The following is a 12,571-nucleotide window of genomic DNA, read 5'->3' on the forward strand; positions in this document are numbered from 1 at the left end:
ACGGCGTGGGAACTGGTCCGGGGCGGTCAGGAGCCTCGATGCTCCAGGCCATGCCCGGCATGGCTCCCGTGACGCGGTCCTCGCAGGTCGAATACCGTGCCGAGCGCGGTCACTTTCGCCTCCCTGCCTCGCTGAACGCGTATGACGTGCCCGCCGTGTCGCGGGCACGCCACTCTACCGCGCCCGTGCGTCAGACCTCGCTCCGCCGCAGTTCACGGAGGGTCAAAGCGGCGTCCAAGGCGGCCACCACCGATTCCCAGCCCTTGTCCTCGGCGCTGCCGGGCAGCCCCGACCGGTTCTCGGCCTGAGCCAGATTCTCACAGGTCAGGACCCCGTTGCCGACCGGGGTCGCCTCGTCGAGGGCGATCCTCGTCAGGCCCGCGGTCACCGAGTCGCAGACGTAGTCGAAGTGAGCCGTCTCACCCCTGACCACGCAGCCCAGAGCCACGACCGCGTGGTGGGTGCGGGCCAGCTGCTGGGCCACGACCGGCAGCTCCAGCGCGCCGGCCACCCGGACGGCGGTCGGCCGGGCGCCGCACGCCTTGGCGGCCTCGACCGCCCGGGCCAGCAGCTGGTCGGTGATCGGACCGTGCCAGCGGGCGGCGACGATGCCGATGGCGAGGCCGTTCGCCTCGACGGTGGTGTCCTCGGGACGTCCTTCGCCGCTCATCAGAGCCCCTCGATGTGGTGTCCGAGCCGGTCCCGCTTGGACGTCAGGTACCGGCGGTTGTGCTCGGTGATGTGGACGGGCAGCGCGGCCCGGCCCAGCAGCTTCACTCCGAAGCCGGTGAGCGCCTCGATCTTCGCGGGGTTGTTGGTCAGCAGCCGCACCGACTCCACGCCCAGGTCGGCGAGGATGTGGGCGGCGTTGGTGTAGTCGCGGGCGTCGACCGGGTGCCCGAGCTCGACGTTGGCGTCCACGGTGTCGGAGCCCCCGTCCTGCAGCGCGTAGGCCTTGAGCTTGGCGATCAGGCCGATGCCGCGGCCCTCCTGGCCGCGCAGGTAGACCACCACGCCCCGGCCCGCCAGCGCGATCTCGGCCATCGCCGCGTCGAGCTGGGCGCCGCAGTCACAGCGGTCGGAGTGCAGGACGTCGCCGGTGAGGCACTCGGAGTGCACCCGCACCAGCACGTCCTCGCCGTCGCCGAGGTCGCCGTAGACGAGGGCGATGTGCTCGCCGCCGTCGATGGAGCTGGTGTAGCCGAAGGCGCGCCAGTCTCCGAACCGGTTGGGGATGACGGTCTCGGCGTCGCGGGAGACCAGGCGCTCGGTGCGCTTGCGGTAGGCCACCAGCTGCTCGATGGAGACCAGCTTGAGGTCGTGTTCCTTGGCGAAGACCTCCAGCTGGGGCAGCCTGGCCATGGTGCCGTCGTCGTTGACGATCTCGCACAGCACCCCGGCGGGGCGGCAGCCCGCCAGCCGGGCCAGGTCGATGGTGGCCTCGGTGTGGCCGCGCCGCACCAGCACGCCGCCCTCGCGGGCGCGCAGCGGCACCACGTGGCCGGGGCGGCGCAGGTCGGAGGGCACGGTGTCGGCGGAGGCCAGGAGCCGGATGGTGTGGGCGCGGTCGGCGGCGGAGATGCCGGTGCTCACGCCCTCGCTGGCGTCCACGCTGACGGTGTAGGCGGTGCCGCGCACGTCCTGGTTGGTGTGGTACATCGGCGGGAGCTGGAGCCGGATGCAGTCGGCCTCGGTGAGCGGGGCGCAGATGTAGCCCGAGGTGTAGCGGACGGTGAAGGCCATCAGCTCGGGGGTGGCGTGCTCGGCGGCGAAGACGAGGTCGCCCTCGTTCTCGCGGCTCTCGTCGTCGACCACGACGACCGGTCGGCCCGCGGCTATGTCCGCGATCGCCTCTTCGATGGTGCTGAAAACGCTCACTGCCGCGCTCCGATCATGCGCTCGACGTACTTGGCGACGACGTCCACCTCGAGGTTCACGGGGTCTCCGGGACCCTTGCGACCCAGGGTGGTCAGTTCCAGAGTGGTGGGGATGAGGCTGATGGTGAAGGAGTCCGGAGCGGCCTCCACCACGGTGAGGCTCACGCCGTCGACCGTGATCGAGCCCTTCTCCACCACATAGCGGCTGAGCGTGTCGGGCAGGGAGACGCGGACGATCTCCCATTTCTCGGAGGGAACGCGTTCGACGATCACGCCGACCCCGTCCACGTGGCCCTGGACCAGGTGGCCGCCGAGCCTGTCCTGCAGGCGCACCGGCCGTTCCAGGTTGACCCGGGAACCGGGCTCCAGGGCGCCGAGGCTGCTGCGTTCCAGCGTCTCGCGCATCACGTCCGCGGTGAAGACGTCGTCCTTGAGGTCCACGACGGTCAGGCATACGCCGTTGACCGCGATGGAAGATCCATGTGCGGCGTCCGAGACGACCAGCGGCCCTCGGATCTCCAGGACGGCCGACTCCGGGCCGTCCGTCTTACCGATGATCTCGCCGAGCTCCTCGACGATTCCGGTGAACACTCCCCTGTCCTCCCTCATCTGGCGGGGAGCTCCGGGGGTGAGGAAAAGCCGCGCCCTCGCCCATGCGGGCAGGGTACGGCGCGCGCGCTGCCTCCCATCCGGACTATGACCGTCGGTACCGGAATTTCACCGGCTCAACCGGCCGATGGCTTCGGCCGGGTCGCGGACTTTCACCGCCGGCTCGGAATTTCACCGACCCCGGAGCACGCTGTATCACTACTCAGTGTTTCCACTGGGTCACTGCCTGAATTGGCACTGACGCTACTTCACGTTGCGAGTTCCATGACTCTGCAACAAGTTTGCCATGAAGACTGTTCCATGGAACAGCCGGGGCGGTCCCGCCCGTTCCCGGCTGGCGGGACGCCCGTCTTCAGCCCCTGCCGAAGCCGATCGTGCGCTCCGGGCGGACCGTCTTCTCCGCCAGCGCCTTCAGCCCGCGCACCGCCTCGGCCGGGTCCTCGGCGCCGTAGACCGCGCTGCCCGCCACGAACACGTCCGCGCCGGCCTCGGCGCAGCGCTCGATCGTCTCGGCGGAGACGCCGCCGTCGACCTGCAGCCACAGGTCGAGGCCCCGGCCCTTGATCATCTCGCGGGCGCGGCGGATCTTGGGCAGCACCACGTCCAGGAACTTCTGGCCGCCGAAACCGGGCTCGACCGTCATCAGCAGCAGCATGTCCAGCTCGCCCAGCAGGTCCTCGTAGGGCTCCACCGGGGTGGACGGGCTCAGCGCCAGCGAGGCGCGGGCTCCCGCCGCGCGGATCATCCGCAGGGTGCGGATCGGGGCCTTGGCCGCCTCGACGTGGATCGTGACGCTGCCCGCCCCCGCCTCGGCGTAGGCCGGGGCCCAGCGGTCCGGATCCGCGATCATGAGGTGGCAGTCGACCGGGATGCGGCTGTGCTTCAGCAGCGACTCCACGATCGGCAGCCCGAGGGTGAGGTTGGGGACGAAGTGGTTGTCCATCACGTCGACGTGGACCCAGTCGGCGGCGTCGGAGACGGCCTCGATGTCACGCGCCAGGTGGGCGAAGTCGGCGGAGAGGATGCTCGGAGAGATCTGTATTCCCATGGTGCACCGAGTTTAGGGTTCGGCCGGACCCTCGTGCTCACCCGTCCGGGTGAACGCGCGGGGACACCGGCCCTCCTCCGGTCAGACCCAGGCGCTCGAACGCCTTGGGAGCCCCCCAGACCGTCCACAGGCCCGCGAGGGCGGACAGGACGAACAACGCGGGCGCGAAGGGGGAGGCCAGGCTCACCATGACCAGGTAGACCGCGGCCGGAAGGCAGAACGCGGCCACGCCGGTGAGAACGCGCAGCGCTCCCCGCCGCCAGCCGCCCGCCGGATCCAGCGGAGGCGGCGCCGCCCGCGGGGCCAGGCCCGCCAGGAAGCCCGCGAGGAAGCCCCAGCCCGCCGCCGCCGCGTCCGAAGACGTCCTCGGCCCCTCCCCGCCCGCCCTGCGGACGGCCTCCGCCCACGTCCAGGGGAACGTCTCGTCACTGAGGTTGCGGGCGGCCAGGACCGTCACCGCGAACAGGACGAAGGACGGCAGCACCGCCAGGGCCAGCCTGTCCTGCAGCGGCCACCTCCGCCACCAGCGGGCCAGCGGTTCCGTCCAGGCCATCGCCCCGGCCAGCAGGGCCAGGCCGATCCCCCAGCCCGCCAGGATCTGGCCGACCGAGTGCACGCCCAGCGCGTACCTGGACCAGCCGATGCCCAGCGCCATCACGGCCGCCACCGCCCACGCGGCGCGGCGGCCGAGGGACCAGGCCAGGACGCCCCACACCACGACCGCGTTCTGCGCGTGGCCCGAGGGCATGCCGAACGACGTGACCGACGCGCCCGGGACTATCGACGGATCGGTCCAGTAAGGCCTCGGAGCGACCGCCCACAGCTTGGCCAGCTCGTTGAGCGAACTGCTGAGCATCAGCAGCACCAGACCCCGGGCGCCCGCGGAGGGGCTGACGCACCAGTAGACGACGAGCAGGAACACGAGGTAGACGCCCATGCTGCCGATGGCTGAAAGTATCTGGGCCATCACTCGATGGTCTCACCGGCGGCGTGGTGCTCCGTACACCCGGGCTCAGGAAGTGCGGCGCAGCAGGGCGAGGAACATCGCGTCGGTGCCGTGGCGGTGCGGCCAGAACTGCGCGTACGGGCCGGCGCCCAGCCCGGAGAGATGCGGGGCCACCCCGGTCAGGACGTCCACGGAGTCCAGGCGCTGCACGTCCGGACGGGAGCGCAGCACGTCGTCGACGACCACCCTCGTCTCCGCCAGATGCGGAGAACATGTGACGTAGGCCACGACGCCTCCGGGGCGGACCGAGTCGAGGGCGGTGCGCAGCAGGTCCCGCTGGAGCGGGCCCAGCTCGGCGACGTTCTGCGGGACGCGGCGCCAGCGGGCCTCGGGACGGCGGCGCAGCGCGCCCAGACCGGTGCAGGGGACGTCCACCAGCACCCGGTCGAAGCTCTCGGGCCTCCAGGCGGGGCGGGTCCCGTCGGCGACCAGCACGGCCGTGTCCTCGGTGACCACCTGGCGCACCAGCTCAGCGCGGTGCGGCTGCACGTCGCAGGCCACCAGGTGCGCGTCCCGCTGCCCGGCGAGGCCCGCCAGCAGGGCGGCCTTGCCGCCGGGGCCCGCGCACAGGTCCAGCCAGCGGGCGTCCGGGCCCTCCAGCGGGGCCGCGGCCAGAGCCAGCGCCACGAGCTGGCTGCCCTCGTCCTGGACCCCGGCCCTTCCCTCCCGGACCGCGGCGATCTCCCCCGGGTCGCCTTCGGGCAGGTAGGCGGCGTACGGGGAGTACGCGGCGGGGCCCGCGCCCAGCTCGTAGAGCTCCTCCACCGTCGCGCGCCCCGGACGGGCCACCAGGGTGACGCCGGGACGCTCGTTGTCGGCGGCCAGGAGGTCCTCGATCTCGTCCCTGCCGACCGCGTCGCGCAGCGCCGAGACCACCCACTTGGGATGGCTGTAGGTGATGGACAGGCGGCCCAGCTCGTCCTCGGGGGCCGCGATCACCAGCCACCCCGGCAGGTCCCTGGTCGTCACCCGCCGCAGCACCGCGTTGGCGAACTTCGCCTGGCCGGGGCCCGAGACCGACCGCACGAGGTCGACGGTGGTGGAGACGGCCGCGTGCGCCGGGATCCTGGTCCGCAGCAGCTGGTGGGTCCCGAGGCGCAGCAGGTCCCTCAGCGGGGCGTCGATCTGGGCCACCGGGCGGTCGCTGCACAGGTCGAGGATCGCGTCGTACGTCCCCCTCCCGCGCAGCGTCCCGTACGTCAGCTCGGTCGCCAGCGCCGCGTCCCGGCCGCTCAGCTCACGCTCCCGCAGCACCCTGGGCAGCAGCAGGTTCGCGTACGCGTCCCGCGTGTCCACGGCCCGCAGCACGTCGTAGACGGCCTTGCGCACCGCGTCCCCGGGCGTCCTCCGCTGCGCCTGGCGCGCGGGCCTCCGGTTGTCGTGCCCCCGGTTCCGGTGGGCACTGCGCCTCCGCTGCTCAGGCATCCGTCTTCTCCCCCAACGACCCGCCCAGAACGACGCTGGACGGGAAAAACGACTTCAGGTCTCTTCTTCTCCGGCCGGAGGTCACCGGAGGCGGTCCTCCGGGGCGAGGCGAAGGCCGCGGGCCCAGTCCACGGCCCTCATGCGCTTCTTGCCGGGCGGCTGGACCTCGCCGAGCGCCACCGGATGGGTGGCGGTGCCCACGAGGACCTCGTTCTTGGTGACCTTCAGCTCGCCGGGGGCCAGAGGGCCCGCGCCGGCGGCGAGACGGACGGGGCCGAGCTTGAGGCGGTCGTCGCGGAACGTCGTCCAGGGGCCCGGAGCGGGAGTGCAGGCGCGGCAGAGGCGGTCCACCCGCATCGCGGGGGCGCTCCAGTCGACCCGGGCGTCCTCCGGGGTGAGCTTGGCCGCGTGGGAGACGCCCTCCTCCGGCTGCGGGACGGGGCGCAGGGCGCCGGCCTCCAGGCCGTCCATGGTGTCGCGCAGCAGGCGGGCGCCCGCGTGGGACAGCCGCTCCAGGAGGGTTCCGCTGGTGTCGTCGGGCCGGATCGGCTCGGTGAGGTGGCCGAAGACCGGGCCGGTGTCCAGGCCCTCCTCGATGAGGAAGGTCATCGCGCCGGTGATCTCGTCCCCCGCGAGAACGGCCCGCTGGACGGGCGCCGCGCCGCGCCAGGCCGGCAGCAGCGAGAAGTGCAGGTTGACCCAGCCGAGACGGGGGATCCCCAGGGCCGCCTTGCGCAGGATCGCGCCGTAGGCGACGACCGGGCAGCAGTCGGGCGCCAGCTCCTCCAGCCGCCGGAGGAAATCGGGATCGTCGGCCTTGGCGGGTTTGAGGACCTCGATGCCGTGCGCCTCGGCGACCTCGGCGACGGGACTGGCCACCAGCTTCCTGCCGCGCCCCGCCGGGGCGTCCGGGCGGGTGACGACGGCCACGACCTCGTGGTCGGACTCCAGCAGCGCCTTCAGCGGCGGCACCGCGGTCTCGGGGGTTCCGGCGAAGACCAGTCTCATCTCAGATGGCCCGTCCGAACGTGCGGTGCGGCGAGTCCCTGACCACCGGCGCGGGCTCGCCGAACCACTCGGCCTCCCGGATCGCCTTCATCGCGAGCTTGCGCTGCTCGGGGTCCATCCGGTCGATGAACAGGATGCCGTCGAGGTGGTCGGTCTCGTGCTGGACGCACCGCGCCAGCAGCTCGGTGCCCTCCACGGTGATCGGCTCGCCGTGCATGTTGAAGCCCTTGGCGACGGCCCGGTAGGCGCGCGGCGTCGGGAAGGACAGCCCCGGAAGGGACAGGCAGCCCTCCTCGCCGTCCTGCTGCTCCTCGCTGAGGTCCAGGGACGGGTTCACCAGGTGCCCGAGGCGGTCGTCCACGTAGTACGTGAACACCCGCAGCCCCACGCCGAGCTGAGGGGCCGCCAGGCCCGCGCCCGGCGCGTCGACCATGGTCTCGGTGAGGTCCTTGACCAGCTGCCGCAGCTCCTTGTCGAAGTCCTTGACGGGCTCCGCCGGGGTCCGCAGCACCGGATCACCGAACAAACGGATCGGTTTGACCGCCAAAGCCATCTCCTCAAGCTCAAGGTTCTCCGGATCAAGCCCAGTCTACGAGCGCCCCCGCCCCGGTTTCGCCCTCCTCCCGTCCGCCCCGCCCCTCCCGGAGAGGCCGAGCGCACGGACCGCCACCGGCCCCCTCTCCTCCGGACGGGACGGAGAAGCTTTTCGGACCGGAGCGGATCGACGCCCGCGGCGACCCCCGCCGACCGACCGGGGACGAGCCCTCTCGGATCGGGGCACAACGCGGCGCGCCCCGCCCTTCGCAGGGCGGGGCGCGGCGGGCGGTGCTACTTGGAGCGGGCCTTGAAGGCCGCCTTGCGGGCGATCTTCGCGAGCTCCTTGTCGTGGTGGTGGTCGCCGATCGCGTCGAGGACCTCGCCGACGTGCGGGTGGTCCAGCCGCCAGACGCCCTCGACCAGGGCGGTGAGGTCGTTGTCGACCTCGCTGTCGGCCAGGGCGATCTGGACGGCGTCGTGCGGGCCGACCGCCTCGACCATGCCGGCGAGGGTGTCGACGAACATCCACTGCAGGTCGGCCTCGGACGGGACCGTCTTCTCGTCGCCGTGGGTGTTCAGCCAGACCGCGGCGTACGGGCGGGTCTGCGGGACGTCCAGGGCGTCGCGGATCAGCTGCTCGGCCTCCTGGCCGACCTGCTGCAGGACGACGGCCGCGATGTTGCGCTGCGCCGGGTGGCCGTCGCGCATCAGCTCCAGCAGGCCGGCGGCGGCGTCCACGGCGGAGCGGCCCTCCAGCCACAGCCCGATCTCCTGCTCGGCGGTCTCCTCCCGGTGGTGCACCAGGCCCCCGACCAGCTCGGCGGCCGAGCCCTCGGCCAGGTCGCCGATGAGCGGGGCGGTGTAGCCGTCGGCCAGCAGCAGCTCCCGGACGGCGTAGACGCCCAGCGGGGTGAAGGAGACCTCGCCGTCGGCGACCGTCAGCGCGCCCCAGCGGGCCAGGCCGTCCAGCTCCATGCTCAGCGCCTGGGGAAGGCCCTGGGCGAGGGTGGCGGCGTCGGCGATCTCGTAGGCGTCCTGCACGTGCTCGATCAGGCCGCTGACCAGCTCGCCGAGCGGGGCGGCGGTGCCGTTCTCGTACAGGTGCAGCAGCACGCTGGGCAGCTCGCCCTGGCAGACCTCCAGCGGGCTGAGCGCCTCGCCCTCGTCGAACTCGCGGGTGACGACGCCGTCGAACAGCGCGACCCACAGGCCCAGCACGACCCCCTCGTCGCCGGTGTCCGGGCTCTCGGCGCGGTGCGCGCGGCCGTCTTCCACCTCGACCAGGTCGGCGTGCCGCACGGCGCGCCACAGGCGCTCCAGCTCGAGGTTCTCGCCCTCCGGGTCCTCGGCGGCCGAGCGCAGGCCGAGGGTCTGGACGGCCGTCTTCACGTCCTCCTCGGCGAGGGCGTCCTCGTCCAGGGCGCGGCCGTCGATCCAGGCGGCCAGTTCCAGCGCGCCGGTGAGCAGCGACGACGCGCGGGCGGCCTCGGCCAGCTGCGCGCGGGGCGCCAGCCGGACGGGCGGCACCACGTTGTCGGCGGCGAACTGCCGCATGGTGCGCTCGACCTTCTCCTCGTCGGAGAGGGCCTCGAACTCGCGCACCCACGCCTCGATGGCCGCCTCGTCGTCGAGGTCGACGCCGTCGGCGGTCATCATCCGGCCGAACAGCTCGGCGGCGTTCCCGTCGTTCTCGCTGCTCTCCTCCAGCGCCGCGGTGAACTCGGGGCCGACCGTGTCGATCACCTCGTTCAGCTCGCGCACCCGGGCCTCGTCCAGCTCCCCGCCCTCGGCGAGGTAGGCCACCAGGTCGCGCGCCGCGTCCAGCACGGCGGGCCCGTCGTCGGGCCCCGCCATCACGTTCTCGGGGAAGTCCTCCAGCAGGATCTCCCGCAGAAGGGCCCCGTCCAGCTCAGCGGTCCGGTTCAGGTCGGCCAGCTCCACCAGGATGCGCGCCCCGTGCAGGTCGGCGCCCCCCTTCGCGGCGGCCCACGCCTCGAACCCCTCGACCGTCGTTTCCACCCACTTCTCAGCCACCGTCGTACCCTATGCCCCTCCCCACCCCTCTCCGTGCGAGAACGCCCGCACCCGTCTGCGGAGCCTCCCTCGCCCACGTCTCTTTCCTCCCCCGACACCCCTTTTTCTCCCGCTCGCCACCCCCGCCGCCTCTTCCGGTCGCCCCGGCCACCGACCGTCCCGCCCCTCGGACGGACCTGTGGCCCGGTGGCGCGGACGGGCCGGTGGGCGCGGCCTCACGCCCCGGAGCCTTTGCGACGGGGTCTCCGGCCGTGTGCCCGGACGTCGCCCGGGCGGAGGTTCAGATGAGTTCCAGGGGGTCGATCTCCACGCGGACGGGGTCGGGGGCCTTGCGGGCGCTGCGGATGCCCTGGGTCTCCTTCAGGGTGCGGGCCAGGGCGGGGGCGGCGGGGAACGGGGCGCGCAGGAGGGCGCGCTCCCGGCCTGTGCCGACCGGGACGGGGCCGAGGACCTCGGTGCCGTCGGGGAGCCGCACGGCGGCCAGGAAGTCCCTGAGCCCTTCCGGGGTGCCGGTGAGGGAGGCCATGCGAGCGGCCGGGGGGAAGCGGAGCTCGCGGCGCTCGTCCAGTTCCCGCTCGGCGAACGTGACGGGGTCCCAGCGGACGACGGCCTGGACGACGGGCAGCGCGGAGTCGGCCACCAGCACCACCCTGCCGTGCGGGCGGACCAGGGCCGCGGCGTTCAGCCAGCGGCGCAGCGCCTCCTCGTTGGCGCGCAGGTCGGCCCGGCCCAGCAGCGCCCAGCCGTCGAGCAGCAGCGCGGCGGCGTAGCCCTCCTCGGCCACCGGTTCGGCGCCGGGCGTGGAGACGACGAGTTCCGGGCGGCTCCCGACGGACGCCAGGACGCCGTCCCGGCCCGAGGTCCGCACCGTCACGCCGGGGAACGCCCGGCCGAGCTCCTCGGCGGTCCGTCCGGCGCCCACCGCGATCGCCCTGATCTGCCGGTCCCCGCATTCGGGGCACTTCCAGTCCCCCGCGAGCCTGCCGCACCACAGGCAGTGGGGGACGGCGTGCGACGACGCCAGCGCCAGCGGCCCGGCGCACTCGCCGCACCGGGCGGGCTCCCGGCACCTGCGGCAGGCCAGCGCGGGCAGGTAGCCGCGCCGGGGCACCTGCACCAGCACCGGCCCCTCGGCCAGCGCCTCCCGAGCCGTCCGGAACGCCAGCCCCGGCAGCCGCGCCGACCGCGCCGCCTCGTCCCTGGCCAGTTCGGAGTCCTCCCCCGCGGGCCGCACCCTCGGCATCCGCTCCCGCACCGTCTCCCGCGCGGCCGCCAGCCCGTGCGCCCACCCTCCGGCGACGAGCTGCGTCGTGTCCGCCGTCCGCGTGAACCCCCCGAACAGGGCCCCGGCGCCCGCCCGGTGCGCCCGCAGCGCCAGCACCTCTCGCGCGTGCGGGTAGGGCGCGTGCGGCTCGGCGTGCACGTCGTCCCCGTCGTCCCACAGCACCACGAGCCCGAGGTCCCGCACCGGCGCGAGCATCGCCCCCCTGGTCCCGACGACGATCCGCGCCTCTCCCCGCAGCACCCGCAGCCACTCCCGGTACCGCTTCTCCGGCCCGGCCTCCGCCGTCAGCACCGCCCACTCCGGCCCGGCTTTCCCTTCGGGGAAACCCCCGCCCTCCTCGCCCGCGTCGGACCCGCCCCCGGAGACTCCGGCCCCGACCGCCAACGCCTCTCGCCCCGAAGCCTCCGGCGCGTCAGCGGCGCTCCCCTCCAAACCCGAAACCCCGGACTCGACCCCACGACCCGAAGACTCCGAAGCAGCACCGCACGCACCCGACGCGGCTCCAGCCACCGGGACCACCCGGTCCGGCATCTCCGGCTCGTCAGCGGCAATCCCCTCCACGCCCGAAACCCCGGACTCGACCCCACGACCCGAAGACCCTGAAGCCGTACCGGACGTGCCCGGAGCGGATCCGGCCGCCGAAACCGCCCGGTCCGACGCCTCCGGTGTGGTGGCGGGCGCCTGCTCCGATGGGGAGGAGGCCGGGCCGAGGGGTGTGAACTCGTGGGTGAGGGCGGTGGCGACGCGGGCGGCTTCGCGGCCGTCGGCGACGATGACGAGGGTGCCGCGGCCGGAGGCGAGGGCGGCGCGGGCGGCTCGGGCGATGGCGGCGGGCCAGTCGGGGCCCGGCAGGGCGGTCCAGACCGCGCGGGGGGACCTGCCGTCGGCGAGGGCCGTCAGGAAGGAGGGGCCCGCCGGGTAGTCGGCCCAGGGGCCCGGGTCCTGCGGGGCGGGCACGCGGGAGGGGCCGGGGGACGGCGGGTGCTTCTCCGCCCGGGCGTGACGGGGCGGGATCGCCAGGCGCAGGACGTCGGCGAGGGTGCCGGCGTGCCGGTCCGCGAGCTCGCGGGCCAGCGCGGCGATCTCGGGGGTCAGGACGGGTTCGGGGGAGGTCACCCGTTCCAGGAAGGACAGCCTGCCCTCGTGGCCGCTCTCGGCGATCCGCTCCAGCAGGAAGCCGTCCATGAGCTTGCCCGCGAAGCGCACCCGCACCCGGCATCCGGGGACGGCGTCCGCGTCCAGCCTGGCGGGCACGAGGTAGTCGAACGGCCGGTCCAGGTGCGGCAGCGGCACGTCGACGGCCACCCGCGCGACGGGCAGCTCCTCCGCCGCCTCGGGCACCCCCTTGCGCCGGACGGCCGGACGGGCAGAAGCGGAGCGCGCGCCCTCCCCCGCGCTCCCGCCCTTCACAACCGGAACGTCTTCCAGCCCCGGAATCAAGCCGTCCTCATGCACCCCTCACACCTACCACTCCCAGACCATCGGAAAGACCCCGCGCGCCCCGCCTGTGGACACTGGCGGGCACGCAAGCGCGAAGACCCGCACCTTCCAATTCAGACCACCGGAAACCTCGCCCACCCGGCCTATGGACTTCGCGAGAGACCGCCACCGAACGCGCAAGCACGAAGACCCGCGCCTTCCGACCCAGATCACCGAGACCCCCACGCACCCCGCCTGCGACCTGCGGCCCGCACACCCGCCTGTAAAGGGCGGCAGGAAACCGCCCGCGGGCGCGCAAGCGC

The 12,571-nt window shown here is 73.6% G+C and carries 10 protein-coding genes and 1 riboswitch; all 10 genes read right to left on the reverse strand.

Going from position 1 to position 12,571, the window contains the following annotated elements; all coding sequences use genetic code 11:
• Positions 1-190: 190 nt before the first annotated feature.
• The 10 genes from ribH to ABD327_RS25060 all read right to left on the reverse strand — a co-directional run bounded on the left by ribH (position 191) and on the right by ABD327_RS25060 (position 12,239).
• Entirely contained in the window at positions 191-670 is a 480-nt protein-coding gene (gene ribH, locus ABD327_RS25015; protein WP_344453276.1) for a 6,7-dimethyl-8-ribityllumazine synthase, read from the reverse strand.
• The gene (locus ABD327_RS25020; RefSeq protein ID WP_344453278.1) at positions 670-1,878 is read right to left on the reverse strand and encodes a bifunctional 3,4-dihydroxy-2-butanone-4-phosphate synthase/GTP cyclohydrolase II; all 1,209 of its coding nucleotides are present in this window, start codon (positions 1,876-1,878) and stop codon (positions 670-672) included. The genes ribH and ABD327_RS25020 overlap by 1 nt, the downstream gene beginning before the upstream one ends.
• The gene (locus ABD327_RS25025) at positions 1,875-2,468 is read right to left on the reverse strand and encodes a riboflavin synthase (protein WP_344453553.1); all 594 of its coding nucleotides are present in this window, start codon (positions 2,466-2,468) and stop codon (positions 1,875-1,877) included. Before ABD327_RS25025 ends, ABD327_RS25020 begins: the two co-directional genes overlap by 4 nt.
• Positions 2,469-2,548: 80 nt before the next feature.
• A riboswitch (FMN riboswitch) is annotated at positions 2,549-2,679 on the reverse strand.
• 159 nt (positions 2,680-2,838) lie between these two features.
• Positions 2,839-3,534, reverse strand: coding sequence for a ribulose-phosphate 3-epimerase (gene rpe / locus ABD327_RS25030; protein WP_344453280.1), 696 nt, complete (start codon positions 3,532-3,534; stop codon positions 2,839-2,841).
• A gap of 37 nt (positions 3,535-3,571) precedes the next feature.
• A complete protein-coding gene (locus ABD327_RS25035) occupies positions 3,572-4,501 on the reverse strand; it encodes a phosphatase PAP2 family protein (RefSeq protein WP_344453282.1) in 930 nt (309 codons plus the stop codon).
• Between the two features lie 45 nt (positions 4,502-4,546).
• Entirely contained in the window at positions 4,547-5,965 is a 1,419-nt protein-coding gene (locus tag ABD327_RS25040) for an RsmB/NOP family class I SAM-dependent RNA methyltransferase (RefSeq protein ID WP_344453284.1), read from the reverse strand.
• A gap of 81 nt (positions 5,966-6,046) precedes the next feature.
• Positions 6,047-6,973, reverse strand: a complete 927-nt coding sequence (fmt, locus tag ABD327_RS25045; protein ID WP_344453286.1) for a methionyl-tRNA formyltransferase — start codon at positions 6,971-6,973, stop codon at positions 6,047-6,049.
• A 1-nt stretch (position 6,974) separates the two neighbouring features.
• Positions 6,975-7,520: a peptide deformylase gene (def, locus tag ABD327_RS25050; RefSeq protein ID WP_344453288.1), complete on the reverse strand. Its 546-nt coding sequence runs from the start codon at positions 7,518-7,520 to the stop codon at positions 6,975-6,977.
• Between the two features lie 281 nt (positions 7,521-7,801).
• Positions 7,802-9,544, reverse strand: coding sequence for a hypothetical protein (locus ABD327_RS25055; protein ID WP_344453290.1), 1,743 nt, complete (start codon positions 9,542-9,544; stop codon positions 7,802-7,804).
• Positions 9,545-9,824: 280 nt separating this feature from the next.
• Positions 9,825-12,239, reverse strand: a complete 2,415-nt coding sequence (locus ABD327_RS25060) for a primosomal protein N' (protein ID WP_344453292.1) — start codon at positions 12,237-12,239, stop codon at positions 9,825-9,827.
• Between the last annotated feature and the right edge of the window lie 332 nt (positions 12,240-12,571).

The sequence above is a fragment of the Actinocorallia aurantiaca genome, from assembly GCF_039533685.1.
Lineage (GTDB): Bacteria > Actinomycetota > Actinomycetes > Streptosporangiales > Streptosporangiaceae > Actinocorallia > Actinocorallia aurantiaca.

Excerpts from the sequence above, each read along its gene's own strand:
- rpe (WP_344453280.1), bottom strand. The coding sequence starts at position 3,534 with ATGGGAATACAGATCTCTCCGAGCATCCTCTCCGCCGACTTCGCCCAC.
- ABD327_RS25040 (WP_344453284.1), bottom strand. The coding sequence starts at position 5,965 with ATGCCTGAGCAGCGGAGGCGCAGTGCCCACCGGAACCGGGGGCACGAC.
- ABD327_RS25035 (WP_344453282.1), bottom strand. The coding sequence starts at position 4,501 with ATGGCCCAGATACTTTCAGCCATCGGCAGCATGGGCGTCTACCTCGTG.
- ribH (WP_344453276.1), bottom strand. The coding sequence starts at position 670 with ATGAGCGGCGAAGGACGTCCCGAGGACACCACCGTCGAGGCGAACGGC.
- fmt (WP_344453286.1), bottom strand. The coding sequence starts at position 6,973 with ATGAGACTGGTCTTCGCCGGAACCCCCGAGACCGCGGTGCCGCCGCTG.